Raw genomic sequence first — 26,439 nt, 5'->3', positions numbered from 1 at the left:
GACTGCCGCCCGTGATCCGTGTTGACTCCTCCCTTCCCGCCCGCTGGCTTGGCGCAGCGCGGCTGACGGCCGGCGCGTTCCTGCTGTGCGCGATCGCGACCGGGCTGCTCTTCTGGGCCGCGCCTGCGCTCGGAACGCCGGCGCGCCTGTTCGTCTTCGTCGGATGCGTCGGCATGGTGTTCATCGCGTGCATCGCGGTGCTGGGCCGCTCTAGATGGCTGCGGCGAATGCAGGCGCTGCCCCGTTGGCTTCTGACCGGCGCGATCGCCATCCCGACGGGGTACTTCGGGGGCCACCTGGTCGCGCTCCTGATCCTGGGCGAACCGATCGGCCGCGTCGTGGGGCATGAAAGCGACTACATGGTGGCGTTCGCATTCGGCCTGGTGCTGGCCGTGTTCGTCCTCTACGTTGCTGCGACGCGTGACCAGCTTGCCAAGGAGGCGATCGCCCGGTCCGACGCCCAGCGCCTCGCCACCGAATCGGAACTGCGGCTGCTGCGCGCGCAACTCGAACCCCACATGCTGTTCAACACGCTGGCGAACCTGCGCTCGCTCGTCAGCGAAGACCCGCGACAGGCCGAGCGCATGATCGACCAGCTGATCGTCTACCTGCGCAGCACGCATGCAGCGTCACGCGACGAAGTGACGACGCTGCAGTCGGAGTTCGCCCAGCTGAGGGCGTACCTCGACATCATGTCCTTGCGCATGGGGCCCAGGCTGGCCTACCGGCTCGACCTGCCCGCCGAACTGGCGCGAATCGCCGTCCCGCCGATGCTGTTGCAGCCGCTGGTCGAGAACGCCATCCGGCACGGCCTGGAACCGAAGTTGGGCGCAGGAAGCATCGACGTGCTGGCGCGGGCGATCGAAGGGGGCATCGAGGTCGCGGTGGACGATTCCGGCCTGGGCCTGTCGCCGCACCATCTCGCTTCGAGTGATGACCAGGCCGGCGAGGTCTGCGGCTCCGGACTGAAGAATGTGCGTGACCGCCTCCAGGCCCTCTATGGCGTGCGCGCGTCCCTGACTTTGCAAGCGCGATCGCCATGCGGCGTTCGCGCCGTCGTGAGGATTCCATCGTGAACGCGTGGCGTGCCGTGATTGCCGAAGATGAACCGGTGCTGTCGAGAACACTGCAGCGGTTGCTGTTCGAAGCCTGGCCCGATTTGGAGATTGCGGGCGTCGCCGAAGACGGCCTGAAGGCGATCGAGCTGGCCCAGACCCTGGCGCCCGATGTGATGTTCCTGGACATCAAGATGCCGGGCAAAACCGGCCTGGAAGTCGCCGAGGCCGTCGCGGACGAGTGGCCCGACGATCAGGCCGAACCGCTCTTCGTCTTCATCACCGCGTACGACAATTTCGCGATCTCGGCGTTCGAGCATGCGGCGATGGACTACATGCTCAAGCCGGCGACGCTCGAACGCCTGCAGGTCTGCGTGCAACGTCTGAAGCAACGGTTGCACGAGCGCGCGCGAACACCGGCGGCCGGTGGCATGGCGGCCCTGATGCAGCGCGTTCAGTCGATCACCGACCCGGCCGACGCGCCTGAAAAGATCAAGGTCATCCGCGCCGGCGTCGGCAACACCGTGCGGATGATTCCGGTCTCGGAGGTGATCTGTCTGGAAACCGCCGAGAAGTACGTGAATGTCGTCACGGCCCAGGGTGAGGCGCTGGTGCGCATGAGCCTGCGCGATCTGGTGTCGCGCATCGACGCCGCCGACTTCACGCAGGTGCATCGCGGCGTGCTCGTCAACACCCACTGCATCGAAAGCGCCACCCGCGACGAGAACGGGCGCTACAGCCTGTCTGTGCGGGGCCTGCAGCGAACGCTCAAGGTCAGCCGTGCGTTCGGGCACCTGTTTCGCGCCATGTAGTGGCAGCCCGACGGCCGCGTTGCCGGACGTGGTGCCGACCGCCTGCACGCAGGGGGCTGCCGGCCCCCGCCCGGCCAGTTGGGAATGTGACATTTGGGAACGTTCTTCACCGTGGCGATGTACGCGGTGCCGCAAGGCCGGGCGTTGGTGATGCATCAGGGCGATTTCTTGCCCTCCTGGAGATGAAATGACTTTTTCCCGAACCGCTCTCAAGCTGGGTGCCGCAGGTCTCGTGGCTGCCGGCGCCTTGTTCACCGCCGCATCGGCCAACGCGGCCACCAGTTGGTCCATTGGCGTCAACTTGCCCGGCGTGGTCGTGAGCGAGCCCGCACCGGTCTATTACGAGCCGGCGCCGGTCTACTCGAGGCCGGCCCCGACCTACTACCAGCCTGCCCAGCCGGTCTACTCCGTGCCGGCACCTGTCTACTACGAGCCTGGATCTCGTTGGGAGGAGCGTCGCGCGCAACGCTGGGAAGAGCGCCGCGCGGAGCGTCGTGAATGGCGTCGCCGCCAATGGGAGCGTGAGCAGCACCAACGCTACTACGAAGAGCGTGACTGATGCCGGCAACGGCTGTCCGTGAGTGGATCGACGCGCAAGTTCGCATCGCGAAACCGACGGCCTGCTGCCTGCATGGTCAGCGCCTCGGGGCGCGCAATTTCGCGATGCCAAAGCCCAATGCCACGGCGACGCACAAGAATGACAGCACGGCCAGCCAGGTGGATTGGGTGAAGTAATAGGCGCCCAAGGCCGCACCCGCAGCCACGAAGGCGCCCAGCCATTCCAGGGCGGGGTCGAGCCAGCTCTTGGCAGCGTGCACCTTGGGTTCCGCGACCGCGCGATCGTGTGCGTCGATCTGCTGTGTTGTCGGCGGTCTGCGGGCCTTGCTTTTTTGTCGCGGGTCGGGAAAGTGTTCTCGCAACGCCGGCGTGGGCCAGGCGCCATCGCTGGATGAAGCGATGCCGCTCAAGGTCCAGGCCGGGTCCACATCGTGCCTTGCAAGATCCGACATCAGGCTGTCGAGCGCCTTGCTGTCGTGGAGACCGTCGATGTCCTCAAGATCGGCGCGCAGCCATGGCTCGGCGTCGGCCGCATCTGGCAAGCCAGAGGTGCGCAGCAGGAGGTAGTCCCCAAAGTGCTGCGCAATCAGTGCTTCAAAGGACGCGTAGATCGGCCGGTAGCGTTCTCCAATGGCGCCGAGGATCGCTTCACGCCGTGTCGTCAACCGCGCAACCGCTGCGGCCTTGTCAATGACGAGGTAGGGATAGGTCGCGTCGGCGCCGAAATCGTCCATGCATTCCTCGCGGTCGACGGCCGAGGCTTCGTCATCGATGTCGTATTCGTCGATGAAGCGCGCGTGCCGGATGTCGCTGGTGCTGAAGAGTGCGCGCCAGAACATCGGGAAGAACGCGTTGGCCTCCAGTTCGGCGCCATGGCCGAAGAAGCTGCGCCATTCGTTGCGGCTGCCTTCCGGCATCCGGGGCAGGGAGGAGCTGGACAGGTAAACAGGGTGTGACATGCGCGACCTTCCGTGTTGCGACCGGAATGATCTCAGGGGGAGTGGCTTTTCATCAAGTGACCCTGCTGTTCTTCAAAACCGCTGAACGGCCGCAAGCAGATGTCCACCCCTCAAGGCCGCAGCCCCTGCGTGAACCGCAGCATGTTCGAAAGCGACTCCGCAAACCGCGGCTCCAGAAACGCCGCCAGGTGTGGCATCAGCAACTGCAGCATCACCAGCCCCGCCAGCAGCGTCAGCGGAAATCCCACCGCGAAGATGCTGAACTGCGGCGAGGCGCGGTTCAGGATGCCCATGGCGAGGTTGAGCGTGAGCAGCGCGGTGATCAGCGGCAGCGCCAGCAGCAGGCCGCTCGCGAAGATGTCGCCGCCCGCCAGCACCAGAAACATCCAGCCGCCGGCCGCCAGCGGCGCGTCGGCGATGGGCAGCGTGTGAAAGCTCGCGGCCAGCGCTTCCAGCATGAGCAGGTGGCCGTCCAGCGCCATGAAGATGAGCATCGCCAGCATGTTCAACAGCCGCGACACCACCATCGTGCTGCCGTGGCTCATGGGGTCGAAAAAGGACGCGAACGACAGGCCCATCTGCAGGCCGATGTATTCGCCCGCGGCCAGCACGGCGGTGAACACGAGCCGCATCGAGAAGCCCATGGCGGCGCCGATCAGCACTTGCTGCACAACAATCCAGAAGCCGCCCGCCGACACCACGGGCACTGCGGGCAGGGGCCCGATGGTGGGCGAGATCACCAGCGCCAGCACGGCGGCGATGCCGACCTTCACCTGCCGCGTCGCCCAGGGTTCTCCGAACACCGGCGCCGTGGAGACCATGGCCAGCATGCGCACGAAGGGCCAGAGGAAGGCCACCAGCCAGGCCTCGAGCTGGCCCGAGGTGACGGAGAAAACCGAGGGCGTCACGCCAGCATCTGCGGGATGCTGGCGAACAGGGCGCGCATGTAGTCGAGCATGCGGTCGAGCATCCACGGCCCGGCGATGACCAGCGTCGCGAACACGGCGAGCAGCTTGGGAATGAAGGACAGCGTGGCTTCGTTGATCTGCGTGGCCGCCTGGAAGATGCTGACAACCAGGCCGATCACCAGCGCCACCAGCAAGAGCGGCGCGCCCAGCAGCAGCGAGATTTCCATGGCCCGGTGGCCCATGGTCATGACGGCTTCGGGCGTCATAAGTAGAAGCTCTGCGAGAGCGCGCCGATGAGCAACTGCCAGCCGTCGGCGAGCACGAACAGCATGAGCTTGAAGGGCAGCGCGATCGACGCGGGGGGCACCATCATCATGCCCATCGACATCAGCACGCTCGCCACCACGAGGTCGATGATGAGAAAGGGAATGAAGATGGTGAAGCCGATCTGGAACGCCGTCTTCAGCTCGCTGATGACGAAGGCCGGCAGCAGGATGCGCAGCGGCACGTCTTCGGGCCCCTGCATTTCGGGCACCTTGGCGAGCCGCGCGAACAGCGCCAGGTCGGTCTCGCGGGTCTGCTTGAGCATGAAGGTCTTGAAGGGCGCGATGCCGCGCTCCAGCGCTTTTTCGGCGCTGAGCTTGCTTTCGGAGAACGGCACGTAGGCCTCGGTGTAGGCCTTGTCGAACACCGGCGACATCACGAAGAAGGTGAGGAACAGCGACAGCCCCACCAGGATCTGGTTGGGCGGCGAGGTCTGCGTGCCGATAGCGGTGCGCAGCAGGCCCAGCACGATGAGGATGCGCGTGAAGCTGGTCATCGACAGCAGCAGCGCGGGCAGGAAGGTGAGCGAGGTCAGCAGCACCAGCGTCTGCACGCTCAGCGACCAGGTCTGGCTGCCGCCGGGGCCGGGCGTGCTCGTGAGGCCGGGCAGCCCCTGCGTCCACGCGGCAGCGGGCAGCGTGGCGACGAGCAGCAGCAGGGCGGTGCGCAGGCCGCGGTGCAGGGCGGGGCGCGTCATGGGGCGGTGCGGGTCTTGCCGGCGAGGGAATCGCGCAGCTTCTGTGCGAACAGGCCCATCGGGTTCTGTGGCGACATGGGTGTGACTGCCGCAGGCGTTGCCTGGGCCGGCAGCGTGTGCAGCGTGTTGACCTGGCTGCCGGTGACGCCGAGCACCAGCCACTGGCCGGCCACTTCCACCACGACCACGCGCTCGCGCGGGCCGACCATGGCGGTGGACACCACCTTCACGACCTGGCCGCCGCCCAGCCGCTGCAGGCCGAAGCGCCGCGCCAGCCACGCGCACAGGAAGATCAGGCCGACGACCGCCGCCATGCCGAAGCCCGCCTGCAGCAGGCCCGCCCCGCCGACCGCGGAGGGCGGCGCGGCTTCGCGCACCGGCGTGGGCACGGTGGGCAAGGCCGCGTGCGCGGCGTGGGCCATGTGCAGGCCCAGTGCGAGCAGCGCGGTTCCCCGCACGAACAGCGAAGACACCCACACCAGGTTCATGCGCGCGCGAGCTTCTGCATGCGCTCGGAGGGCGTGACGATGTCGGTCAGGCGGATGCCGTACTTCTCGTTCACCACCACCACCTCGCCCTGCGCAATGAGGTAGCCGTTGATCAGCACGTCCAGCGGCTGGCCGGCCAGGCCGTCGAGCTCGACCACCGAGCCCTGCGACAGCTGCAGCAGGTTCTTGATGGTGATGCGCGTGCGGCCGATCTCGGCGGTGAGCTGCACCGGCACGTCGAGCACGCGCGCGATGTCCACGGGCGTGGTGGACGACGCAGCGGGTGCGTCCTGGATCTGCTGGAAGACGTGCGCGGTGGCCGGCGCCACGGCCGGTTCGGGCGTGGGCGCGCTGGCCGCGGTCTGCTCGGCCAGTGCGCTGGCCCAGTCGTCCGCGTCGCTGGCGGCAGAGGTGTTGTCAGTCATGGTCGTTCTTCGAATCGCTGTCTTGGTGGGAGATCATGTGTTGCACGCGCAGGGCGTAGCGCTCGTTGGAGGTGCCGTAGCCGCAGGCCATCACCGGCACGCCGCCGACCTTGGCGACCACCGTCGCCGGCAGCTCGATGGGAATGACGTCGCCCACGCGCAGCTTCATCACGTCGCCCAGCGTCGAGGGCATGGTCACGAAGTCGGCGGTGAGCTCGACGTCGGCGGCCTGCATCTGGCGCGACATCTGCGTGACCCAGCGCTTGTCGACCTCGACCTCGTCCTGGATCGGGTTGGACAGCAGGTCGCGAATCGGCTCGATCATCGAGTAGGGCAGGCACACGTGCAGAAAGCCGCCGATGGGGCCGAACTCGATCTGCAGCGTGGTGTTGATCACGACCTCGTTGGGCGCGACGATGTTGGCGAGCTTGCCGTGCATCTCGGCGCGCACGTAGTCGAAGGCCAGCGGGAACACGGGCTGCCACGCGTCGCCGTAGCACTGCAGCGACAGGTCGAGCAGGCGCTTGATGATGCGTTGCTCGGTGCGCGTGAAGTCGCGCCCTTCCACGCGCACGTGGTAGCGCCCGTCGCTGCCGAACAGGTTGTCCACCACGAGAAACACGAGCTTCGGGTCGAACACGAAGAGCGCGGTGCCGCGCAGCGGCTTCATGTGAATCATGTTGATGTTCGCGGGCACCGGCAGGTGCCGCACGAACTCGCCGAACTGCTGGATCTGCACCGGCCCGACCGAGATGTCGGGGCTGCGGCGCATGAAGTTCAGCAGCGCGCTGCGCAGGCCGCGCGCAAAGCGGTCGTTGATGACCTCCAGCGTGTGCATGCGGTTGCGCACCACGCGGTCGGGCGCGCCGAGGTCGTAGGCCGGCAGGCCGTCGGGCGGCAATGCCGGTGCGGCGGCCTGGTCGAGGTCGCCGCCGGTGACGCCCTGCAGCAGCGCATCGACCTCGTCCTGGGAGAGCACCTGTTCATACGCCATGGATCGCGGGTCCGCAAACGGGCATCGTCGTCACTGCACGACGAAGGAGTTGAAGGACACGCTCGCAATGCCCAGCTCGGGCAGGCCCTCGGCCAGCGGTGCGTTCAGGGCGCTGTGAATCTCCGTGGCCAGCCGGGCCTTGTCTTCCGACGTGACCAGCGATTCGGGCGGGCGGTTCGACAGCAGCACCAGCAGGCGGCTGCGCAGCTCGGGCATGAACTCCACGATCTGCGCCTTGGCCTGCTCGTCGCGCAGCTTCAGCGCCAAGCCGATCTGCAGGAAGCGCGAGCGGCCTTCGGACTGCAGGTTGACGGTGAGCGGCTCCAGCATGAGGAAGATGGGCTTCTCGGGCACTGGCGCCTTGGCCGTTTCGGCGGCAGTGTTTTCGGTGAAGCGGGGAAGCACGAAGACGTACGCGGCCGCGCCGGCCGCAGCCAGGCCGAGGGCGGCCACGCATCCGATCAGCAGTTTCGAGGTGCGGCGCGAGGCCGGCGGGTCGGTCGCGACCGACGCAGCCGCGGTGGCGGCGGGAGAAGAGGTAGCCATGGTGAAACGGTGGACGGGTCCGATCTATTCTTTGCGAAGTCCCTTGCGAACGAACGGCCGAACAAGCGCACAAAGGCGCTTCACATCCGTTCATTGCGGGAGGCGGGAGGGGGCGGTTTCAGGCGAAGGTGTCGACGCCCGGGCCCGTGCGTGAGGTGGCAGCGGGGCGGGGTGCCGCCGTGGTCGTGCGGGCGATGTCGGCCGTGGCAGACGTGCCTTGCGGTCGCCATGCGCCCTGCCGCTGGTGTTGTTGCTGCTGTTGTTGCGCGAACGCGGTGTCCTGCCCGAACGGTGCGCGCGTGTCCGCGCCGACCGAGGTCTGGCCCAGCGTGATGCCCTGCTCCGACAGGCTGGTGCGCAGCTGCGGCAGCGCGGCCTCGACGGCCTTGCGCACGCTCTCGTGGGCCGACACGAACGCGGCCTGCGCCTGGTGCTTGCCGATCGACAGCGTGACCTTCAGCGGGCCGAGGCCGGCGGGGTTGAGGTCCAGCTCGGCCGTGTGCGTGCCGGTGAGGCTCATGCGCGCGAGCTGCTGGCCGAGTGCGGGCGCCCATTTCTCGCTGCCGACTTCGGGGGCGAGCGTATGCACGAGGGGACGTGCGGCGGGGCTCTCGGCCGTGCGCTCGGTGGAGGTGGCGGTGGGTTGTTGAAGTGCGAAAGAAGCGGCTGGGGTTGCCGCGTCGTCGCTTGAAGCGGTGGCAGGCGCTGCGGCGACAGGTGCGGCTTCTGCCGTCACGGGCTTCGTGTCGCCGGCGGGCTGGGCTTGCGCAGCGGCTGCGAGTTGTTCGGTGGTGGTGGTGCTCACGGTGCGCGGTGCGCCGGCGCGGCCCGGTGCGGCGGTGCCGACGGGTGGGCCTGCAGGTGCAGCAGCCGGCTTCTTTCCGTCGACAGCCATCGGCTGCGCGGCCACGGCGGCGCGCACGATCTCGTACAGAGAGGGTGGGGCTGCGCTGTCGGCTTCGGGCGCTGCGCTCTGCGCGGCGGCGATTGCAGTGGGAGCGGACGCGTCTTCAGTGGCGAGAGTCGGCTCTGGAGCGATTGCGGCATCGCTGCTCAAACGCACTGTGCCCGCAGGCAGGGCGACTTGCGCATCGGGCGTCAGGACAGTTTCTGGCGCACCGCTGCTCTGTGTGGTCGCAAGTCCTGCAAGAGCCAATGCCTGTTGCGGCGTGACAGCCGCAGCAAGAAAAGCGAGATCCGGCTCCGCAGGCTGTGCGTCCCGCATCTCTTCCGCGAGATCGGCCTTGCGCGGCGGCTTGGCCTCCGCGACCACGGTGTCGGCATCACTCGATGCCTTCTCGGCCTGGCTCGCACGCGAACGTTCGAGCGCCGCACCGAACGCACGGCCCTGGGCCTCGTCGGCACTGCGGCCACGTGCGCCGGCCTGCGCCACCGGGGAGGTGGCAGCAGGCGTGACGGACGGCGGGATCATGGGAGGCATGTCGGTTCCTGGAGGAGGTTCAGTGGGTGGGGTGCGAGGCGCGGTCGAAGAACTGGCGGGCGGCGCGCTCGTCGCTGTCGCGCTGTTCGCGCTTGGCCTGCGCCATCAGCTCCTGCGTGCGCACGCGATCGGCCAGCGTGTCGAACGAGCTGAGGCGGCGCTTCTCGCGCTGCCAGTCGGTGCGGCCGCGGTCGAGCTGGTGCCCGGCCCGCTCGGCGATGGCGCGCTGCTGCGCGATCGCGTGGTCGAGCGTGCCGAGAAAGTTGCGGTAGTTGCGCCACTGCGAGGACGGCAGGCCGCCGCGCATCAGCGTGTCGAGCTGCGCGTGGTAGTCCTGGCGGTACTGCAGCAGCAGATCGAGCTTCTGCTGCGCGCTCAGATGCGCGCTTTGCAGTGCGCCCAGGCGGCGCGCGGCGTCGTCGGTCTGGCTCTGCGCCAGGTCGATGAGCATGCCGAGGGGGAGCTTGTTGCTGCTGCTCATGGGCGTCCGTGAGATGGGGTGGTGAACAGGCTGTCCATGTGGGCGATGGCCTCCTCGTAGCCGGTGCGTTCGTGCATCGACTGCTGCAAGAAGGCCTCGATGCGCGGGTACATCGCGATCGCCTGGTCCAGCTGCAGGTCGTGTCCGGGCGCGTAGGCGCCCACGCTGATCAGGTCGCGGTTGCGCTGGTAGCGCGACAGCATCTGCTTGAAGCGGCGCACGGTGTCGAACTGCGTGGACGGAATCAGCGACGTCATCGTGCGGCTGATCGACGCCTCGATGTCGATGGCCGGGTAGTGCCCCGCCTCGGCCAGCGTGCGCGAGAGCACGATGTGGCCGTCGAGAATCGCGCGCGCCGAATCGGCGATCGGGTCCTGCTGGTCGTCGCCTTCGGACAGCACGGTGTAGAAGGCGGTGATCGAGCCGCCGCGCCCCTGCGCGTCGCGCGCGCCGTTGCCTGCACGTTCGACCAATGCAGGCAGCCGCGCGAACACCGAGGGCGGGTAGCCTTTGGTGGCGGGCGGCTCGCCCACGGCCAGCGCAATCTCGCGCTGCGCCATCGCATAGCGCGTGAGCGAATCCATGATGAGCAGCACGTCCTTGCCCTGGTCGCGAAAGTATTCAGCCAGGCAGGTGGCGTAGGCCGCGCCCTGCAGGCGCAGCAGCGGTGAGTTGTCGGCCGGCGCGGCCACCACCACGGCGCGGGCCAGGCCTTCCTCGCCCAACGTGTTCTCGATGAAGTCCTTCACCTCGCGCCCGCGCTCGCCGATGAGGCCGACCACGATCACTTCGGCGCTGGTGTAGCGCGCCATCATGCCCAGCAGCACGCTCTTGCCCACGCCCGAGCCAGCAAACAGGCCCATGCGCTGGCCGCGGCCGACGGTGAGCATCGCGTTGATGGCGCGCACGCCCACGTCGAGCACCGAGTCGATGGCCGCGCGCGACAGCGGGTTGATGGGCGGCGCTGCGAGCGGCACCTGGCGCGCGACATCGAGCGGGCCGAGTCCGTCGAGCGGGCGGCCGGCCGCATCGACCACGCGGCCGAGCATGCCTTCGCCGACGGGCAGGCGCTTGGTATGCGCGTCGCCGGTCGCACCGGGCTCGCGCAGGCCGGGCCGCGCGAACACGCGCGCACCGGGCAGCAGACCTGCGACCTCGGTCTGCGACATGAGGAAGAGACGGTCGCCGGCGAAACCGACGACCTCGGCTTCGGCATGCCGCTGCGGATGGCCGGGCGGCAGTTCGATGAGGCAGTCGCTGCCCACGGGCAACTGCAGGCCCACGGCTTCGAGCACGAGGCCGACGGCGCGCGTGAGGCGGCCCGAGGCGGTCGTGGTCGTGCAGCGCGCGACGTCGGCACGCGCCTGCTCCAGCGCGGCGCGCACGCTGTTCAGATGAGGGTTGGTGGCCGCAGTCTGCATCGGCTCAGGAGGCGTCACCACGCAGCGCCGCACCCACACGCTCCCATCGCGTGGCCAGGCTGGCGTCCAGCTCGCCCGTGGCCGACTGCACGCGGCAGCCGCCGCGCGCCAGGCTGTCGTCGGCGCGCAGCTGCCAGCCGGCCGCCTCGATCTCGCTGCCCAGGCTGTTCTTCACCAGCGCGATGTCGTCGGGGTGCAGCAGCAGGCGCGGCTCGCCGCGCAGCGCGGGTTCGGCATGCAGCAGGTCGCGCACCAGCGGCAGCACCCATTCGGGCTCGGCCTGGTAGGTGCGGTGCACGACCTGGCGCGCCACATCGAGTGCGAGCGCCAGCACGGTTTCGGCCAGTTCGGCTTCGGCGCCGCGCAGCGCCTCGGGCAGCGAGCGGGCCAGCGCGCGCAGGCGTTCGGCGTGCACGCTGGCCGCGGCGAGGCCGGTGGCCAGGCCTTCGGTGTGGCCGACCTGGCGGCCTTCGGCCAGCCCGGCGGCGCGGCCCTCGGCTTCGCCTGCTGCCCGTGCTTCCTTGCGGATGCGGGCCAGCTCGGCGAGGTCGACTTTGGGCGCTGCGGGCGCAGGCGGCGGTGCAGGGCGCTGCGCTGTTTGGCGTGAAAGGGCGGTGCCCGACGGCGCCTTGCCATCGAGCGTGCCCATCTCCCAGCGCTCCCAGGCCGAGAGCGCGGGCGTGCCGGCACCGGCCTGGCGCGCGGCCGCGTGGATGGCGGCGAGGCGCTCGCGCGATCCTCCGAAGGCGCCGGGGTCAGACGAAGTCATCGGTGCCAGGCGCCGCGATCACGATCTCGCCGGCGTCCGCGAGCCGGCGCGCCACCTGCAGGATGGCCTTCTGCTCGGTCTCGACCTGCGACACGCGCACGGGGCCACGCAGCTCCATGTCCTCGCGCAGTGTTTCCGCGGCGCGCTGCGACATGTTGCTGAGGAACTTGTCGCGCAGCTCCAGCGGCGCGCCCTTGAGCGCGATGATGAGCGAGTCGGACTCGATGTCCTTGAGCAGGCGCTGGATGCTGCGGTCTTCCAGGCCCAGCAGGTTCTCGAACACGAACATCTCGTCGACGATGCGCTGGGCCAGCGCCTCGTCCTGCTCGCGCACATGGGCAATGGCTTCTTCTTCCACCGTGGTGCTCATCAGGTTGACGATCTCGGCCGCCGTGCGCACGCCGCCCAGGCGACTGCGGCGCAGGCCCTGGCCCGCGAGCATTTCGGTGAGCACTTCGGTCAGCTCGTTGAGCGCCGACGGCTGCACGCCGCCGAAGGTGGCCACGCGCATGATCACGTCGTGGCGCAGGCGCGCGGGCAGCTTCTCGAGCACCTCCGACGCCTTCATGCGGTCCAGGTGCACCAGCAGCGTCGCAAGGATCTGCGGGTGCTCGTCGCGGATGAGCTCGGCCACTTCGCCGGCCTCGAGTTCGTTCAGCCGCTCGATGCCGCCGTGCGGCTCGTCGGGCTGCAGGATGTCCTCGAGCAGGTTGCTCGCGCGGTCGTCGCCCAGCGCCTTCTTGAGCACGGCGCGGATGTAGCTGGTGGAGCCCAGGTGCAGCGCCGACAGTTGCTCGGTCTCCTGGCGGAACTCGGCCAGCACCGAGGCCAGCTCGTCGCGCGACACCGCGCTGAGCTTCGACATCGCTAGGCCCAGCGCCTGCACCTCGGAGGTGGGCAGCAGGTGCAGCGCGGCGGCGGCGCGGTCTTCGCCCAGCGCCATGAGCAGGATGGCGCTCTTGCGGGTTCCTGCCTCGCTGTTAGTCATGGGTGTGCATCCAGTGCTGGATCAGGGCGGCCACGAGCTTGGGGTCCTTGTCGGCGGTCTGCTGGGCGTAGTCCATGTCGGCCTTCTGGTGTGTGGACTCGCGCTGCTGCAGTGTTTCTTCGGGTTCGGCGGAAGGCGCGGCGGCGTCAGCGACCACAGGCGTCGCAGGTTGTGCGGGCGGCAGCGGTGCCAGGTGCCGGCGCATCAGCGGACGCACCACGGCGAACCATGCGAACAGCGCGAGCAGGCCGATGAGCAGGTACGGGCCCAGCGCCTTGCCGAGCGCGAGGTTGTCGCGGTCGCGCCAGAACGGAAGCTCGGGCGCGGGGCCGGCCTCGGCGTCGCGGGCGAAGGCGCTGTTGACCACGTTGAGCGAATCGCCGCGTTCGGTGCTGAAGCCCATCGCTTCCTTCGCGAGGTTGCGGATCTGCTCCAGCTCGGCCGGCGTGAGCGCGTGGGCGCTGGCCTTGCCCGCGGCATCGACCGTGTCGCGGTGGTTCACCACCACGGCGACCGACAGGCGCTTCACGCCGCCAGCGGCCTGCTGCACGTGGCGGATGGTGCGGTCGAGCTCGTAGTTGGTCGTGACGTCCTTGCGCGTGTTGCTCGGGCCGGCCGGTGCAGGCGTAGGAGGCGCGGTCGCCGTGCCCGGTGCGTTGGGCGCGTTCGGTGGCCTGGGCGCCGTGATCGGCGCCGTCGGGTTCACCGGCGGCTGGTTCGACAGCGCGCCCGGCACGCCGCCGGGCGGTGCGCCGTTCTGCTGTGCCGATTCACTGGACTGCTGGCTGCGGATCGCGGCCTGCGTCGGGTCCTGGTTGGGCTTGTACTTCTCGTCGGTGTGCTCCACCACCGAAAAATCGATGTCGGCCGCGACCTGTGCGCGCACGTTGCTCGCACCCACCAGCGGCTGAAGAATGGCTTCGATGCGGCGCACGTAGCCCTGCTCGATCTCCTGCGCGTACTTGAGCTGGCTCACGTCCAGCCCCTGGCTGGTGCCACGCGCCGACGACAGCAGGTTGCCGCGCTGGTCGACCACCGTGACGTTCTTGGCGTCCAGGTCGGGCACGCTGCTGGACACCATGTGCACGATGGCGCTCACCTGGCCTTCGTCGATGCTGCGCCCGCGCATCAGCGTGAGCACCACCGAGGCCGAAGGCTTCTTCTGGTCGCGCACGAACAGCGACGGCTTGGGCAGCGCCAGGTGCACGCGCGCCGCTTCGATGGTGCCGATCGATTCGATGGAGCGCGCCAGTTCGCCTTCGAGCCCGCGCTGGTAGTTGACCTGCTCGGCGAACTGGCTAGTGCCGAACTTCTGGTTGTCCATCAGTTCGAAGCCCACGCCGCCGGCCTTGGGCAGGCCCTGCGCTGCGAGCTTCAGGCGCGTCTCTGCCACCTTGTCGCCCGCGATGAGGATCGCGCCGCCGCCCTCGGCGAACTTGTAGGGCACGTTCATCTGCTGCAGCGACGCGATGATCGCGCCGCCGTCGCGGTCCGACACGTTGGTGTAGAGCACCTTGTAGTCAGGGCCGCGGCTCCACAGCAGGGCAGCGGCCAGCACCGTCACCAGCGCCGCGGCGCCAATGATCAACGGCAGGCGCGGCTGCGCGCGCATGCGCTCCAGCATCGGGGGCAGGCCATTGCCGCCCGCCGGCAGGCTGCCCGTGGGCGCGGCCGTGTTCATCGGCGCGCCTTCGCTGCGGCCGTCGCGCCGCACAGGGCCGGCGCCGGGGTGAGAGAGAGGATTCGGTAGGGGGATGTCATTCCAGGGGCCGGCGATCTCGGCCAAGGCCTGTTCGTTTCGCGAACGATTTTCAGCAGGCGCCGCCCAATTCGATCGGTCGAACAGCCGGGGGTTTTGCCCTCAGTTGCGCGTTTGAATCGGGGTTGTCCCTTGGTACGCTGCCTGCCGGTTGGAGGGCTCGCGCGCTCCGTGTCAAGTCAGCTGGAAGTGAACTTTTCCCCCATGTCCTCCATCAATGCCATCGAATCCGTCCTGCAGCAGATGCGCGCCACCGCGCTCGCCAGCGGCATGGGGCCTGCGACCTCTGCGCCGGCCGGCGCGGGCAGCTTCGCCGCCGAGCTGCAGCGCTCGCTCGCCAACATCAGCGGCGCGCAGCAGCAGGCCTATGCGCAGGCCGAATCGTTCGAGCTGGGCAAGCCCGGCGTGGCGCTCAACGACGTGATGGTCGATCTGCAGAAGGCCAACGTGGCGTTCCAGACCGGACTGCAGGTGCGCAACCGGCTGGTGTCGGCTTATCAGGAAATCATGAGCATGCAGGCATGACGAGGCAGGGTGGCGACGTCAAACTTTTTTCGTCGTCGCCCTAAAGGTTTGCGGACACCCGCCGATATCCCCTTCAACGATGGCTTGAGTCTCACCGTGGAAGCGGGTCCAGCGTTACGGCCGATGGCCGGAGTCCACAACCTTTTGTCAATCAGGAGTCGAACATGGCGCAAGTCATCAATACGAACAGCCTTTCTCTTCTCACGCAGAACAACCTCAACAAGTCGCAATCGGCCCTGAACACGGCCATCGAGCGCCTGTCTTCCGGCATGCGCATCAACAGCGCCAAGGACGACGCGGCCGGCCAGGCCATCGCCAACCGCTTCACGGCCAACATCAAGGGCCTGACGCAAGCTTCGCGCAACGCCAACGACGGCATCTCGATCGCCCAGACGACCGAAGGCGCGCTGACCGAAGTCAACAACAACCTGCAGCGCATCCGCGACCTGTCGGTGCAAGCCGCCACCGGCACCAACTCGGCCACCGACCTGGACTCGATCCAGTCGGAAATCGGCCAACGCCTGGACGAAATCAACCGCGTCTCGGAACAGACCCAGTTCAACGGTGTGAAGGTCCTGTCGGCCGACGCCGGCAAGCTGACGGTGCAAGTGGGCGCGAACGATGGCGAAACCATCGACATCGATCTGAAGGAAATCAGCGCCAAGACCCTGGGTCTGGACAACTTCAACGTGAACGGCAAGGGCGCCACCAACAAGGCCGCCACCGAAGCCGACCTGCTGGTCGCCGGCTGGGCCAAGGGTGCCACCACCAACGGCAACACCGCCTACACGAAGAACACCGTGGCCGCCACGGCCAACGACGTGCTCGGCAAGATGCAGGACAAGGGCACGGTCGCCATCGGTGCGGCCACCTACACCTACAGCGCTTCTTCGAAGAGCTACACGCTGGCTGAAACGGGCCGCACCGGCGCCGCGCTGACGGATTCGCTGAAGGCACCGGCTGGCCAGAGCCTGTCCGCGACCGTGACCCTCGGCGGCAAGGCGACGGACGTCAAGATCGACAGCTCGGGCGGCATCACTGCCGCCGATGGTTCGGCCCTGTACATCGACGCCACCGACGGCAACCTGACGGCCACGGACAACGGCGGCGGCGCCGTGCTCGCAACCGTCGCGTCGCTGACCACGGCGATGGACACCGCTGGCGACACGATCAAGATCAACAACACGGGCACCGTGTTCACGACCACGGCTGCTGGCGTGATGGACGTCAAGAACGAGCCCGTGGCTGCTGCGACGGTCAATGCCCGCGTCAACTCGTTCGCGGCTGTCGCGGCGATCGACATCGACGGTGCCGGTGGCGCCACCGCTCCCTTCAGCGTGGCCGTCAACGGCGCGGTGACGGGTGCCGCTGCTGCTGCGCAGTTCGTCGACATCAGCGGTGCCATTGGCGCCGCCACGTCGGAAACGATCACGATGCACGAAAACGGCGCCGTGACCGACAGCAAGGCCAACACCGTCTACGCAGACGCCACGAAGACCGGCGCCCTGACCACCAAGACGGTCAGCAACACCACCGCAACGACCGACCCGCTCAAGGCCCTGGACGCCGCCCTGTCGAAGGTCGACCAGCTGCGCTCGTCGCTGGGTGCGGTGCAGAACCGTTTCGACTCGGTGATCGCCAACCTCGGCACCACGATCTCCAACCTGTCGTCGTCGCGTTCGCGCATCGAAGACGCGGACTACGCCGTGGAAGTGTCGAACATGACGCGCGCGCAGATCCTGCAGCAGGCCGGTACCTCGGTGCTGGCACAGGCGAACCAGACCACGCAAGGCGTGCTCTCGCTGCTGCGTTGATTCGCGAAGACCACCGGGCGCCCCTCACAAGGGTGGCGCCCGGTGTCTTTGTTTTTTGCTCGCAGGCCTTCGGGGACACCCGAAGCTGCCTGCGTTGTCCTGTGCGGCCACGTGGTTGGCGCGGCCGCACCGGACAACGAACACCCGAAGAAGAAACGGCACGCAGACCCTGTCCCAGCCCGTACCCGCCGCCTCTGCCGCGACAGAAAGCCCCTGGCTGCAGCAACTGCTCGCCGGCCGCACCGGCGCCGCTGCTGCAGCCGCGACCGAGGTCGCCGCACTGCGCAAGGCCGAGGTCGAGGAGGCGACGCCCGTGCAGATCGAGATGGCGGTGAAGTCCGTCAACGCGTCGCTCGAAAGCCGTTCGATCAGCCTGCAGTTCGAGGTCGACCGCGACACCGACAAGCTCGTTGTCAAGGTGGTCGACCGCAGCAACGGCGAAGTCATTCGCCAGATTCCGACCGAAGAGGTCGTTCGCATCGCCAAGGTCATGGACCAGCAGGCCGGGCTTCTGGTGAGCCAGCAAGCCTGACGGCGCGCTTCTTCCAGACCTCTTCATTTCATCCGCATTTCAGGACACCCTCGACATGGCATCGATCAGCAGCATCGGCGTTGGCGCCAACCTTGACCTGGGCGCTTTGCTGACCCAGCTGCAGACGGCAGAAAACCAGCCGCTCGTGGCCCTGAAGGCCAAGCAGACCAGTTACGACAGCAAGCTCTCGGCCTACGGCACGCTGCAAAGCGCGCTCACCGGCATCCAGGCGGCGGCCAAGAAGCTGGGCGACCCGGCGCTGTTCCAGGCCATCACCGGCACGCCGAGCGTGAGCGGCATCCTGGCCGCCAGCGGCACCGACCCGCGTTCGGCGGGCACCTACGCCATCGACATCTCGCAGCTCGCACAGGCGCAGTCGGTCATCGCGAAGGGGCAGACCAACACCACCACCGCGATCGGCAGCGGCACGATCACCATCGACTTCGGCAAGGTGTCCGGCGGCACGCTGGACCCGGTGACCGGCCAGTACACCGGCGCCACCTTCGACAAGGACACCACGCGCACGGCCAAGCCGATCACCATCGATGCCGGCAACAACACGCTGGGCGGCATCCGCGATGCGATCAACGCGGCCAACGCGGGCGTCTCGGCCACCATCGTGAACGACGGCAGCGGCACGCCCAACCGGCTGGTGCTCACCTCCACGCAGACCGGCGAAACCTCGGCCATGCGCATCTCGGTGGACGGCGACGCCGCGCTGCAGAACCTGCTGAACAACGACCCCGCCGGCACGCAGAACCTGCAGCAGACCGCGGCGGCGCAGAACGCGAAGCTCACCGTCAACGGCATCGCTGTCACCAGCACGACCAACTCGGTGACCGACGCCATCCAGGGCACCACGCTCACGCTGGTGCAGACCGGCAAGCTCAACCTCGTGATGAAGGCCAGCACGACGGCGGTGAAGACGGCCATCACCGATTTCGTGAAGGCCTACAACGCGCTGCAGAGCACCGCGAAGTCGCTCACGGCCTTCGACGCCGAAGCAGAAACGGCCGCGCCGCTGGTGGGCGACTCGACCTTGCGCAACCTGCAGACGCGCATCCGCCAGGCGCTCACGAGCCCGCAGCCGGGCGGTGCGAACGACCTGAAGGTGCTCACGTCCATCGGCATTTCGTTCCAGAAGGACGGCACGCTGGCCATCGACAACGACAAGCTCGACAAGGCCATCGACACCAACCTGGAAGGCGTGTCGAAGCTCTTTGCCAGCGGCACCGGCAGCACCACCGGCTACGGCAAACAGCTGACCGCGGTGATCGACGACCTCACGGGCAGCAAGGGCGCACTCAAGGCCGCCACCGACGGCGTGACGACTTCGCTCAAGCAGCTCGACACCCAGTACACCGCGATGAAGGAACGCGCCGACGCGACCGTGGAGCGCTACCGCAAGCAGTTCGTGCAGCTGGACGTGGCGATGAGCAGCATGAACAACACGCTGAAATACCTCGCCCAGCAGTTCGACGCGATGAACGCCAGCAAGGGCTGAGGACAGGACACCCCATGTACAGCTCTCACCACTCCCGCACCGGCGCCGGCGTCTACGCGCGCGTCGGCATCGAGACGCGCGCCATGAGTGCGTCGCCGCTGCAGCTCATCCACATGCTGTTCGACGGCGCCAAGACCGCCATCGGCGCGGCGCGCCTGCACATGGCGGCCGGCGACATCGGCGCCAAGGGGCAGGCGATTTCGAAGGCGATCAACATCGTCGACAACGGCTTGAAGGCCAGCCTCGACGCCGAGGCGGCCGGCGAGGCCGGCACCGACATCGTCGGCAACCTGTCGTCGCTCTACGACTACGTCGTGCAACGCCTGCTGCTGGCCAACCTGCGCAACGATGTGCAGGCGCTGGACGAGGCCGACCGCCTGCTCGACCACCTGTCTTCCGCCTGGCGGGAGATCGACGACAGGCCTTCCAACTGATGATGCAGAGCGTGACCTGGGGGCAGGAACAGATGGCCGTGCGCAGCGAGATCGTTCATTGCTACGAGCAGCTGGCCACGTGCATCTCGACGATGCTGGCGCTGGCCCGTGCGAAGGATTGGGGGCAACTGCCCGAGCTGGAGGCGCGGTGTTCGGCGTCGGTCGAGCGCCTGAAGGCGATCCAGCCGCTGGCGTCGCTGGAGCCTGCACAGCGCGACCTGGTGCTGCGCCTGCTCGAGCGCATCTGCACCGAGCAGGCCGAGCTGTCAGGGCTCATCAAGCCGCAGCTCGACGACCTGATCCGCCGCATGGATTCGCTGAACCACCAGAAGAACCTGGGCAAGGCCTACGGCCTCGCGCACTGACGCGAACCGACAGGACAACACCACCGTGGCCATGCTGGGACTCACCGGACTGATCGATGCACTGATGGCCGCGCGCCTGACGCCGCGGCTGGACCTGCTCGGCCTCAAGCCGGAGACCGCGGTGGGCGCGCCCGGTGCGGCGGTGGCCGTGCCGAAGACGGCGAACGACGTGCGCCTGCCTTCGCGCGCGGCGCTGGACCGGCTGGTGCCGTCGGGCGCGTCCGGTGGTGAGGTGGCTGCGCCTTCGGCTGGCGGTGCACCGTCTTCCATCGACACGCGGTTGTCGGTGGCTGCGCGTGTGATCGGCGCGGTGCTGGCCGACCTGCAGGCCGAGCCGGGGCCGGTGCGTGGCGAGGCGCCGTTGTTGCTGCCCGTGGCGCGGCAAGGCGCGAACACCGCTGCACTCGCGGGCACGCTGGCGCAGACGGTGTCGGACAGCGGGTTGTTCTACGAATCGCACCTTGCAGAATTCGCTGCGGGCACCCGCACGCTGGCGCAGATGGCGCGCGAGCCGCAGGCGCGCTGGGCGAGTCCGGTGATGGTGGCGACGACGTTGGCACCAACGGGGCAGGGCGTGGTGACTGCCGCGACGGCGTTGACTGTGGCTGATGGTGTGACGCAGCCCGCGCCGAATGCAGCGGCGCCGGCCGACGCGCCGGAATCTGACATCACGCAACCTGCGCGCGTGGTCGCGCGCAGCGAGACCGCTGCTGCTCCCGCACCGGATGCGGCGCGCGTGCAAGCGGCCTACGGGTTGTCCGATGCCGTGTCGGAAGTGCCCGCGCCCCGCATCGCAGAACACGCACGCGCCGCAGTCGACGTCACCAACACGCCCGCCCCACGCGGCGCCGAAGTGATCCATCCGCAAGCCGTCACCGTCGTGCATCAACAGCTCGACCTGCTGGCCAGCGCCGCCTTCCGATGGAACGGCCAAGCCTGGCCCGACGTGCCAATGGCGTGGGCCATCGAGGAAGAGCAGGCCCAGTCCGGCGCACGCGAAGGCGAGCCATCCGATGAAGAAGGCACACGCCGCTGGTCGACCACCGTGTCGCTCGTGCTGCCGCGCCTGGGCGAAGTCGATCTGCGCCTGAGTCTCAGCGGGCCGACCGTGCAGGCGCACCTGCATGCGCGCGAAGACAGCACCGTGGCCCGCCTGCGCGGCGACGCCGGCCGGCTCGCGCAACGTTTTGAAGCCGTGGGCCTTCAGCTGCAGCAGTTGCAGGTCACGGCGAAGGAAGCGGGATGAGCGATGACCTTCGCAACCGCCACAGCGCCGTCGTGCTCTCGCACGCGGACACGCGCAAGGCGCCCGTCGTCGTCGCCAAGGGCTATGGCGTGGTGGCCGAATCGATCATGCGCGAGGCGCGCACGCACGGGCTCTACGTGCATGCGTCGGCCGACCTCGTGAAGCTGCTGATGCAGGTCGACCTCGACCGCCAGATCCCGCCGCAGCTGTACCAGGCGGTCGCGGAAGTGATGGCCTGGATTCACCGGCTGGAAGGCGGCGCCGAGGCTGCGGCGCCGTGACGAAGCGGTGTTCTATGGAAAGTCATTGATCTATTGAGGGATTTAAAAATCCAGCCTGCCGATTCACGCAGGTTGGTACCCGATAGTCTTTTTAAATTCAATTGGCGACGTGATTGCCAATGACGGAATACACACGCCAGTAACAATTGCTTGCGCTGCCCGAGCACTCGCCCGAACCGTGCATGAAACCGATTCCCCAGAGGGAAAGTCAGGCTTTCCCGTCGACCGTCCATTTAACTTTTTGGGCTACTCTGTCTTCTAAGTGTAAATAAGTGTGTATATAATGTATACATGTTGGATTGGACGGCGAAGTCGACATGGAATCGGAAATGGAAGTAGACGTGGAAAATTGCAATGTCAACGCAGGCGGTGTGATTTCGAAGGAAATCGGCGAGATCAATCTGGCCTACATGCTGCTCGCGCAGAAGCTGGTGAAACGGGACCGGGCCGAGGCCATGTTCCGCCTCGGCGTGGGGCGCGAGCTGGCCGATCTGCTCATGAACATGTCGCTCAGCCAGATCGTGAAGCTGGCCGCGTCCAACTTCCTGCTGTGCAGCTTTCGCCTGGACGACCGGCCCATGTTCGCCGTGGTCGGCGAGGGCAAGGAGTCGGCGCTGCAGCAGGCCCACATGTCGATCCTGATGAGCGCGCGCCAGGCGCAGGCACAAGCCCACACCCATACCCACACCCCGCCGCAGATGCGCAAAGCGGGTTCGGCCAGCGCATGACCGCCAAGAGCATCCTGGGCGAGGTCCGGCAGGTGCAGCTCGCGGTCGAGCTCATCGGCCTGGGTGCGCGCCTGCAGTTCCTGGAGGCCGTGGTCGCGCTGAGCCGCGAGCGGCTGATCCGCCTGTACAAGGAACTCAAGGGCGTCTCGCCGCCCAAGGGCCTGCTGCCGTTTTCTACCGACTGGTACATGACCTGGCTGGCCAACATCCACTCGTCGATGTTCTACAACATCTACCGCTTCATGCGCGACGAGGCCGGCGAGGACGAACTGCCCGCGCTCATCAAGGCCTACCGCCTGTACACCGAGCAGGTCGAATCGCAAGGCAGCGAGGTCGTGCTCGACTTCACGCGCGCCGAGACCATGGTGCGTTTCTTCGACAGCGACATGTTGCAGCTCAGCCCATGCAGCCGCTGCGGCGGCCACTTCGTGGCGCATGCCCACGACCACAAGCACGGCTATGTGTGCGTGCTGTGCCGCCCGCCCTCGCGCGCGGGCAAGGCGCGCAAGCCCAAGCTCGCGCCCGTGCGCCGCGCCGGCCTCATCGCGGGCGGCCCGGTGCTCGACATCGGCGGCGCCGTCTCGTGAAAGTGCCCCGGCGCCCGGCGCGGGTTTTTTGTTTTGGACGCCTCAGGGCATAGGGGAAGCGCGTGCTGGTTCTGTTGGGATATCTGGTGGTGATCGGCGCCGTGTTCGGCGGCTACGGCCTCATGGGCGGCCACTTCGGCGTGCTGTTCCAGCCGGTGGAGCTGCTGATGATCGGCGGCTCCGCGCTCGGCGCGTTCATTGCGGGCAACAACGGCAAGACCATCAAGGCGACCATCCGGGAGCTGCCGCTGTTGCTGCGTTCCTCGAAGCACAACCGCCAGCTCTACATGGACCTGCTGGCGCTGCTGTACGAGCTGCTCGCCAAGGCCCGCAAGGAAGGCATGATGAAGCTCGAGTCCGACGTGGAAGCGCCGGCGCAGAGCGAAATCTTCGGCCGCTACCCGACCATCCTGGCGCACGAGGGCATCACCGTGTTCCTCTGCGACTACCTGCGCCTGGTCATCAGCGGCAACACTGACGCCCACGAGATCGAGGCCCTCATGGACCACGAGATCGAGACGATCCGCCACGAGGCCGCCGTGCCCGGCCACAGCCTCTCGCGCGTGGGCGACGCACTGCCCGCACTGGGCATCGTCGCGGCCGTGATGGGCGTGGTGCACGCGCTGGGCTCGGCCCACCTGCCGCCGTCTGAAATGGGCGCGCTCATTGCGCACGCCATGGTCGGCACCTTTCTGGGCGTGCTGCTGGCCTACGGCTTCGTGTCGCCGCTGGCCTCGCTGATCGAGCAGAAGGTCGAAGAGGCCATGAAGGTTTATCAATGCGCCAAGGTCACGCTGCTGGCCAGCCTGAACGGCTACGCGCCGCAGCTGGCCGTGGAGTTCGGCCGCAAGGTGCTGTTCTCGACCGAGCGCCCGTCCTTCACCGAGCTGGACGACCACGTCCGCGAAGTCAAGGCGCGCTGATCTTCAAACCGCCATGAGCGACGCGAAGCCCCGCATCATCATCAAGCGCGCCCACGGTGGCGGGCATGGCGGCGGCCATGCGGGCGGCGGCTGGAAGATCGCTTATGCCGACTTCATGACGGCCATGATGGCTTTCTTTCTCGTCATGTGGCTGCTGTCGATTTCGAGCCCGAAGCAGCGCGAAGGCATTGCCGAGCACTTTCGCATGCCGCTGCGCGTGGCGCTGGCCGGCGGCGACAAGAGCAGCATGAGCACCAGCATGATCCCCGGCGGCGGCGTCGACGTGATGCATGCCGAAGGCGAGGTGCGGCACACCGAGGCGGACAGCGAAGACGCGGCCGACGCCAGCCGCCTGGCCGAGATGAAGAAGAAGCTCGACGAGCTGATCGAGAAGAGCCCGGTGTTCCAGCAGTTCCGCTCGCAGATCCTCATCGACATCACGACCGAAGGCCTGCGCCTGCAGATCGTGGACAGCGAGAACCGCCCGATGTTCGAGCTGGCCAGCGCCCGCGTGGTGCCGCACATGCGCGCCATTCTTCGCGAGCTGGCGCCGGTGCTCAACGGCCTGCCCAACAAGCTCACGCTGTCGGGCCACACCGACGCCATCGTCTACACCAACGACCGCGCGTACGGCAACTGGGAGCTCTCGGCCGACCGCGCCAACGCCTCGCGGCGCGAGCTGGTCACGGGCGGCATGACCGAGGACAAGGTGCTGCGCGTGATCGGCCTGGCCGACAGCATGCACCTGGACCGCGCCGACCCGCGCAACCCCATCAACCGGCGCATCAGCATCATCTTGCTGAACCACCGCACGCAGGAGCGCATCGAGCGCGAGAACAGCAACGACGCCGGCGCCACGCGCATCGGCCTGCCGCCACCGGCCGCGCAGGCGCGCACGGCGGCGGGACACACGGCGGGATAACAAGAACAAGGAAGCGGCCGCGCGCGTGAGCGTGGGCCTCGGAGCACCACAGATGGACCTCAGTCAATTCACCCAGGCCTTCTTCGTCGAAGCCATCGAGCTGCTGGCGGAGATGGAGCAGCTGTTGCTCGACCTCGACGTCGAGGCGCCCGACAGCGAACAGCTCAATGCCATCTTCCGCGCGGCGCACTCGATCAAGGGCGGCGCGGCCACGTTCGGTTTCACCGCCTTGACCAACACCACGCATGTGCTCGAAACGCTGCTGGACAGGGCCCGCCACGGGCTGCTGCACCTGAGCGCTCCGATGATCGATGCCTTTCTGGAAACGAAGGACGCCTTGCAAGAACAACTCACCGCCTACCAGGCCGGCAAGGAGCCGGACGCCGACCGGGTCGCCCACATCTGCGGCGTGCTGCAGCAGCTGGCGATGGAGAGCAACCACGCCGCAGCGCCCGCGCCGGCCCCTGTGCCCGCACCGGCGCCTGTCGTTCAAGCCGCTGCGCCGGCCGACGAAGGCAGCAGCGACGGCGTGCTCGTCATCCGCTTCGCGCGCCTGTCCGACAGCGAATGCGAGCTGCTCGCCGGCGAGCTGACCAACCTCGGCACCGTGCTGACGCGCACGCGCAGCAACGACCAGCTGACCGTGCGGCTCGCGACCACCTGCGACCCCGACGACATCGTGGCCGTGTGCTGCTTCGTCATCGACGAATCGCAGATCGACATCACGCGCGAAGTGGCCGACGTTGCCCCGCCCGTGGTCGAAGTTGCAGAACCCGTCGTGCAACCGCCCGCTGCACCAGCGCCTGCGCCGGCCGCCGCCGCGCCCGCACCGGCCAGCGCAAAAGAGTCCAGCTCCATCCGCGTCGATGTCGAGAAGGTCGACCAGCTCATCAACCTCGTGGGCGAACTCGTCATCACGCAGTCGATGCTCACGCAGGCCGCGACCGTGCTCGACCCCGTGGCCTACGAGCGCTTCCTGAGCGGCCTGGGCCACCTGGAGCGCAACGCGCGCGACCTGCAGGAATCGGTGATGTCCATCCGCATGATGCCGATGGACTACGTGTTCAGCCGCTTCCCGCGCGTGATCCGCGACGTGAGCGCCAAGCTCGGCAAGCAGGTGCGCCTGGACACCTACGGCAAGGAAACCGAGCTCGACAAGGGCCTCATCGAACGCATCGTCGATCCTCTCACGCACCTGGTGCGCAACAGCCTGGACCACGGCATCGAGGCCCCCGACGTGCGACTGGCCAAGGGCAAGGACGCGACTGGCCAGCTGCTGCTGTCGGCGCAGCACCACGGCGGCAACATCGTGATCGAGGTGAGCGACGACGGCGCGGGCCTGAACCGCGAGCGCATTCTCGCGAAGGCGCGCCAGCAGGGCTTGCCGGTGAACGACGCCATGCCCGACGAAGAGGTGTGGCAGCTGATCTTCGCGCCCGGCTTCTCCACCGCCGAGCAGGTCACCGACATCTCGGGGCGCGGCGTGGGCATGGACGTGGTCAAGCGCAACATCCAGGAGATGGGCGGCCACGTCGAGATTCATTCGCGGGGCGGCCAGGGCACGTCCACGCGCATCGTGCTGCCGCTCACGCTCGCCATCCTCAACGGCATGTCGGTGCGCGTGGGCAGCGAGGCGTACATATTGCCGCTGAGCTACGTCATCGAGTCGCTGCAGCCGCTGCCCGAGCACCTGCACTCCATCACCGCCGACGGCCACGTGATCCGCGTGCGCGGCGAGTACCTGCCACTCATCGAGCTGCACCGCGTGTTCGACGTGGCCGGCGCGCAGACGCAGCCCACGCAAGGCATTCTGGTGATCGTGCAGGCCGACGACAGCCGCTTCGCGCTGCTGGTCGACGAGCTGCTCGGCCAGCACCAGGTGGTGGTGAAGAACCTGGAGACCAACTACCGCAAGGTGCCGGGCATCTCGGCTGCCACCATCGTGGGCGACGG

30 protein-coding genes are annotated in these 26,439 nt (G+C 67.8%); 16 read left to right on the top strand and 14 right to left on the bottom strand.

Translation table 11 applies throughout. The features are described 5' to 3' along the window. The first annotated feature begins 11 nt into the window (after positions 1–11). From AAG801_RS04550 to AAG801_RS04540, 3 genes are all read left to right on the top strand, one after another. Entirely contained in the window at positions 12–1,076 is a 1,065-nt protein-coding gene (locus tag AAG801_RS04550; RefSeq protein ID WP_341887364.1) for a histidine kinase, read from the top strand. Then, on the top strand, positions 1,073–1,867 hold the full coding sequence (locus AAG801_RS04545; protein ID WP_341887363.1) for a LytTR family DNA-binding domain-containing protein: 795 nt from the start codon (positions 1,073–1,075) through the stop codon (positions 1,865–1,867). Before AAG801_RS04550 ends, AAG801_RS04545 begins: the two co-directional genes overlap by 4 nt. A 187-nt stretch (positions 1,868–2,054) precedes the next feature. After that, entirely contained in the window at positions 2,055–2,426 is a 372-nt protein-coding gene (locus tag AAG801_RS04540) for a hypothetical protein (protein ID WP_101489190.1), read from the top strand. Between the two features lie 76 nt (positions 2,427–2,502). On the opposite strand, the gene AAG801_RS04535 is transcribed toward AAG801_RS04540, so the two are convergent. The 14 genes from AAG801_RS04535 to fliF form a co-directional block, all read right to left on the bottom strand. Beyond that, positions 2,503–3,384 carry a hypothetical protein gene (locus AAG801_RS04535; protein ID WP_341887362.1) on the bottom strand — a complete coding sequence of 294 codons (882 nt, stop codon included), beginning with the start codon at positions 3,382–3,384 and terminating at the stop codon, positions 2,503–2,505. A gap of 110 nt (positions 3,385–3,494) precedes the next feature. Beyond that, positions 3,495–4,292 carry a flagellar biosynthetic protein FliR gene (fliR, locus tag AAG801_RS04530; RefSeq protein WP_341887361.1) on the bottom strand — a complete coding sequence of 266 codons (798 nt, stop codon included), beginning with the start codon at positions 4,290–4,292 and terminating at the stop codon, positions 3,495–3,497. Then, positions 4,289–4,558: a flagellar biosynthesis protein FliQ gene (fliQ, locus tag AAG801_RS04525; RefSeq protein WP_099792007.1), complete on the bottom strand. Its 270-nt coding sequence runs from the start codon at positions 4,556–4,558 to the stop codon at positions 4,289–4,291. Before fliQ ends, fliR begins: the two co-directional genes overlap by 4 nt. Then, positions 4,555–5,313 carry a flagellar type III secretion system pore protein FliP gene (gene fliP / locus AAG801_RS04520; RefSeq protein ID WP_341887360.1) on the bottom strand — a complete coding sequence of 253 codons (759 nt, stop codon included), beginning with the start codon at positions 5,311–5,313 and terminating at the stop codon, positions 4,555–4,557. The genes fliQ and fliP overlap by 4 nt, the downstream gene beginning before the upstream one ends. Beyond that, positions 5,310–5,801: a flagellar biosynthetic protein FliO gene (gene fliO / locus AAG801_RS04515; protein ID WP_341887359.1), complete on the bottom strand. Its 492-nt coding sequence runs from the start codon at positions 5,799–5,801 to the stop codon at positions 5,310–5,312. Before fliO ends, fliP begins: the two co-directional genes overlap by 4 nt. Then, positions 5,798–6,226: a flagellar motor switch protein FliN gene (gene fliN / locus AAG801_RS04510; RefSeq protein ID WP_099792001.1), complete on the bottom strand. Its 429-nt coding sequence runs from the start codon at positions 6,224–6,226 to the stop codon at positions 5,798–5,800. Before fliN ends, fliO begins: the two co-directional genes overlap by 4 nt. Further along, the gene (gene fliM, locus AAG801_RS04505) at positions 6,219–7,220 is read right to left on the bottom strand and encodes a flagellar motor switch protein FliM (RefSeq protein ID WP_341887358.1); all 1,002 of its coding nucleotides are present in this window, start codon (positions 7,218–7,220) and stop codon (positions 6,219–6,221) included. The genes fliN and fliM overlap by 8 nt, the downstream gene beginning before the upstream one ends. 30 nt (positions 7,221–7,250) lie before the next feature. After that, positions 7,251–7,766: a flagellar basal body-associated protein FliL gene (gene fliL, locus AAG801_RS04500; RefSeq protein WP_341887357.1), complete on the bottom strand. Its 516-nt coding sequence runs from the start codon at positions 7,764–7,766 to the stop codon at positions 7,251–7,253. A gap of 118 nt (positions 7,767–7,884) precedes the next feature. Further along, positions 7,885–9,207, bottom strand: a complete 1,323-nt coding sequence (locus AAG801_RS04495; protein WP_341887356.1) for a flagellar hook-length control protein FliK — start codon at positions 9,205–9,207, stop codon at positions 7,885–7,887. Positions 9,208–9,226: 19 nt separating this feature from the next. After that, positions 9,227–9,688 carry a flagellar export protein FliJ gene (gene fliJ / locus AAG801_RS04490; RefSeq protein WP_341887355.1) on the bottom strand — a complete coding sequence of 154 codons (462 nt, stop codon included), beginning with the start codon at positions 9,686–9,688 and terminating at the stop codon, positions 9,227–9,229. Continuing rightward, entirely contained in the window at positions 9,685–11,109 is a 1,425-nt protein-coding gene (gene fliI, locus AAG801_RS04485; protein WP_341887354.1) for a flagellar protein export ATPase FliI, read from the bottom strand. The genes fliJ and fliI overlap by 4 nt, the downstream gene beginning before the upstream one ends. 4 nt (positions 11,110–11,113) lie before the next feature. Then, positions 11,114–11,878: a flagellar assembly protein FliH gene (fliH, locus tag AAG801_RS04480; RefSeq protein ID WP_341887353.1), complete on the bottom strand. Its 765-nt coding sequence runs from the start codon at positions 11,876–11,878 to the stop codon at positions 11,114–11,116. Then, positions 11,865–12,866, bottom strand: coding sequence for a flagellar motor switch protein FliG (gene fliG / locus AAG801_RS04475; protein ID WP_341887352.1), 1,002 nt, complete (start codon positions 12,864–12,866; stop codon positions 11,865–11,867). The genes fliH and fliG overlap by 14 nt, the downstream gene beginning before the upstream one ends. Further along, positions 12,859–14,547, bottom strand: coding sequence for a flagellar basal-body MS-ring/collar protein FliF (gene fliF / locus AAG801_RS04470; protein WP_341887351.1), 1,689 nt, complete (start codon positions 14,545–14,547; stop codon positions 12,859–12,861). The genes fliG and fliF overlap by 8 nt, the downstream gene beginning before the upstream one ends. A gap of 282 nt (positions 14,548–14,829) precedes the next feature. Here fliF and fliE point away from each other — a divergent pair, with 282 nt between their 5' ends. From fliE to cheA, 13 genes are all read left to right on the top strand, one after another. Continuing rightward, positions 14,830–15,150 (top strand): flagellar hook-basal body complex protein FliE, encoded by a 321-nt coding sequence (gene fliE / locus AAG801_RS04465; protein ID WP_101489201.1) that lies wholly within the window; start codon positions 14,830–14,832, stop codon positions 15,148–15,150. A gap of 164 nt (positions 15,151–15,314) precedes the next feature. Beyond that, complete coding sequence (locus AAG801_RS04460) at positions 15,315–16,964, top strand: flagellin (protein ID WP_341887350.1); 1,650 nt, start codon at positions 15,315–15,317, stop codon at positions 16,962–16,964. A gap of 94 nt (positions 16,965–17,058) precedes the next feature. Next, positions 17,059–17,496, top strand: a complete 438-nt coding sequence (locus AAG801_RS04455; protein ID WP_341887349.1) for a flagellar protein FlaG — start codon at positions 17,059–17,061, stop codon at positions 17,494–17,496. Positions 17,497–17,551: 55 nt separating this feature from the next. Continuing rightward, positions 17,552–19,000 (top strand): flagellar filament capping protein FliD, encoded by a 1,449-nt coding sequence (gene fliD, locus AAG801_RS04450; RefSeq protein ID WP_341887348.1) that lies wholly within the window; start codon positions 17,552–17,554, stop codon positions 18,998–19,000. A gap of 14 nt (positions 19,001–19,014) precedes the next feature. Beyond that, positions 19,015–19,434, top strand: a complete 420-nt coding sequence (gene fliS, locus AAG801_RS04445) for a flagellar export chaperone FliS (protein ID WP_341887347.1) — start codon at positions 19,015–19,017, stop codon at positions 19,432–19,434. Positions 19,435–19,436: 2 nt separating this feature from the next. Next, a complete protein-coding gene (locus AAG801_RS04440) occupies positions 19,437–19,799 on the top strand; it encodes a flagellar protein FliT (RefSeq protein ID WP_341887346.1) in 363 nt (120 codons plus the stop codon). Between the two features lie 31 nt (positions 19,800–19,830). Beyond that, positions 19,831–21,045, top strand: coding sequence for a flagellar hook-length control protein FliK (locus AAG801_RS04435; protein ID WP_341887403.1), 1,215 nt, complete (start codon positions 19,831–19,833; stop codon positions 21,043–21,045). After that, entirely contained in the window at positions 21,042–21,326 is a 285-nt protein-coding gene (locus tag AAG801_RS04430; RefSeq protein ID WP_153285642.1) for an EscU/YscU/HrcU family type III secretion system export apparatus switch protein, read from the top strand. Before AAG801_RS04435 ends, AAG801_RS04430 begins: the two co-directional genes overlap by 4 nt. Before the next feature lie 299 nt (positions 21,327–21,625). After that, on the top strand, positions 21,626–22,054 hold the full coding sequence (flhD, locus tag AAG801_RS04425) for a flagellar transcriptional regulator FlhD (RefSeq protein WP_341887345.1): 429 nt from the start codon (positions 21,626–21,628) through the stop codon (positions 22,052–22,054). Then, positions 22,051–22,641 (top strand): flagellar transcriptional regulator FlhC, encoded by a 591-nt coding sequence (gene flhC / locus AAG801_RS04420; protein ID WP_341887344.1) that lies wholly within the window; start codon positions 22,051–22,053, stop codon positions 22,639–22,641. The genes flhD and flhC overlap by 4 nt, the downstream gene beginning before the upstream one ends. A 62-nt stretch (positions 22,642–22,703) precedes the next feature. Continuing rightward, positions 22,704–23,564, top strand: a complete 861-nt coding sequence (motA, locus tag AAG801_RS04415; RefSeq protein ID WP_341887343.1) for a flagellar motor stator protein MotA — start codon at positions 22,704–22,706, stop codon at positions 23,562–23,564. A gap of 13 nt (positions 23,565–23,577) precedes the next feature. After that, the gene (gene motB, locus AAG801_RS04410) at positions 23,578–24,486 is read left to right on the top strand and encodes a flagellar motor protein MotB (RefSeq protein WP_341887342.1); all 909 of its coding nucleotides are present in this window, start codon (positions 23,578–23,580) and stop codon (positions 24,484–24,486) included. Positions 24,487–24,538: 52 nt separating this feature from the next. Next, positions 24,539–26,439, top strand: a 1,901-nt coding sequence (gene cheA / locus AAG801_RS04405) for a chemotaxis protein CheA (protein ID WP_341887341.1), incomplete at its 3' end; no start/stop codon positions are given.

Source organism: Variovorax sp. YR752 (assembly GCF_943372545.1).
Note: the sequence above shows the minus strand (reverse complement) of the source record. Positions and strands in the feature narration are given on the sequence as shown.

Excerpts from the sequence above, each read along its gene's own strand:
- AAG801_RS04460 (WP_341887350.1), top strand. The coding sequence starts at position 15,315 with ATGGCGCAAGTCATCAATACGAACAGCCTTTCTCTTCTCACGCAGAAC.
- fliN (WP_099792001.1), bottom strand. The coding sequence starts at position 6,226 with ATGACTGACAACACCTCTGCCGCCAGCGACGCGGACGACTGGGCCAGC.
- fliQ (WP_099792007.1), bottom strand. The coding sequence starts at position 4,558 with ATGACGCCCGAAGCCGTCATGACCATGGGCCACCGGGCCATGGAAATC.
- motB (WP_341887342.1), top strand. The coding sequence starts at position 23,578 with ATGAGCGACGCGAAGCCCCGCATCATCATCAAGCGCGCCCACGGTGGC.
- fliO (WP_341887359.1), bottom strand. The coding sequence starts at position 5,801 with ATGAACCTGGTGTGGGTGTCTTCGCTGTTCGTGCGGGGAACCGCGCTG.
- AAG801_RS04435 (WP_341887403.1), top strand. The coding sequence starts at position 19,831 with ATGCTGGGACTCACCGGACTGATCGATGCACTGATGGCCGCGCGCCTG.
- fliL (WP_341887357.1), bottom strand. The coding sequence starts at position 7,766 with ATGGCTACCTCTTCTCCCGCCGCCACCGCGGCTGCGTCGGTCGCGACC.
- AAG801_RS04540 (WP_101489190.1), top strand. The coding sequence starts at position 2,055 with ATGACTTTTTCCCGAACCGCTCTCAAGCTGGGTGCCGCAGGTCTCGTG.
- fliE (WP_101489201.1), top strand. The coding sequence starts at position 14,830 with ATGTCCTCCATCAATGCCATCGAATCCGTCCTGCAGCAGATGCGCGCC.
- fliM (WP_341887358.1), bottom strand. The coding sequence starts at position 7,220 with ATGGCGTATGAACAGGTGCTCTCCCAGGACGAGGTCGATGCGCTGCTG.
- fliD (WP_341887348.1), top strand. The coding sequence starts at position 17,552 with ATGGCATCGATCAGCAGCATCGGCGTTGGCGCCAACCTTGACCTGGGC.
- flhC (WP_341887344.1), top strand. The coding sequence starts at position 22,051 with ATGACCGCCAAGAGCATCCTGGGCGAGGTCCGGCAGGTGCAGCTCGCG.
- fliS (WP_341887347.1), top strand. The coding sequence starts at position 19,015 with ATGTACAGCTCTCACCACTCCCGCACCGGCGCCGGCGTCTACGCGCGC.
- AAG801_RS04430 (WP_153285642.1), top strand. The coding sequence starts at position 21,042 with ATGAGCGATGACCTTCGCAACCGCCACAGCGCCGTCGTGCTCTCGCAC.
- fliH (WP_341887353.1), bottom strand. The coding sequence starts at position 11,878 with ATGACTTCGTCTGACCCCGGCGCCTTCGGAGGATCGCGCGAGCGCCTC.
- fliI (WP_341887354.1), bottom strand. The coding sequence starts at position 11,109 with ATGCAGACTGCGGCCACCAACCCTCATCTGAACAGCGTGCGCGCCGCG.
- fliP (WP_341887360.1), bottom strand. The coding sequence starts at position 5,313 with ATGACGCGCCCCGCCCTGCACCGCGGCCTGCGCACCGCCCTGCTGCTG.
- fliJ (WP_341887355.1), bottom strand. The coding sequence starts at position 9,688 with ATGAGCAGCAGCAACAAGCTCCCCCTCGGCATGCTCATCGACCTGGCG.
- AAG801_RS04535 (WP_341887362.1), bottom strand. The coding sequence starts at position 3,384 with ATGTCACACCCTGTTTACCTGTCCAGCTCCTCCCTGCCCCGGATGCCG.
- fliG (WP_341887352.1), bottom strand. The coding sequence starts at position 12,866 with ATGACTAACAGCGAGGCAGGAACCCGCAAGAGCGCCATCCTGCTCATG.
- AAG801_RS04495 (WP_341887356.1), bottom strand. The coding sequence starts at position 9,207 with ATGCCTCCCATGATCCCGCCGTCCGTCACGCCTGCTGCCACCTCCCCG.
- AAG801_RS04440 (WP_341887346.1), top strand. The coding sequence starts at position 19,437 with ATGCAGAGCGTGACCTGGGGGCAGGAACAGATGGCCGTGCGCAGCGAG.
- fliF (WP_341887351.1), bottom strand. The coding sequence starts at position 14,547 with ATGAACACGGCCGCGCCCACGGGCAGCCTGCCGGCGGGCGGCAATGGC.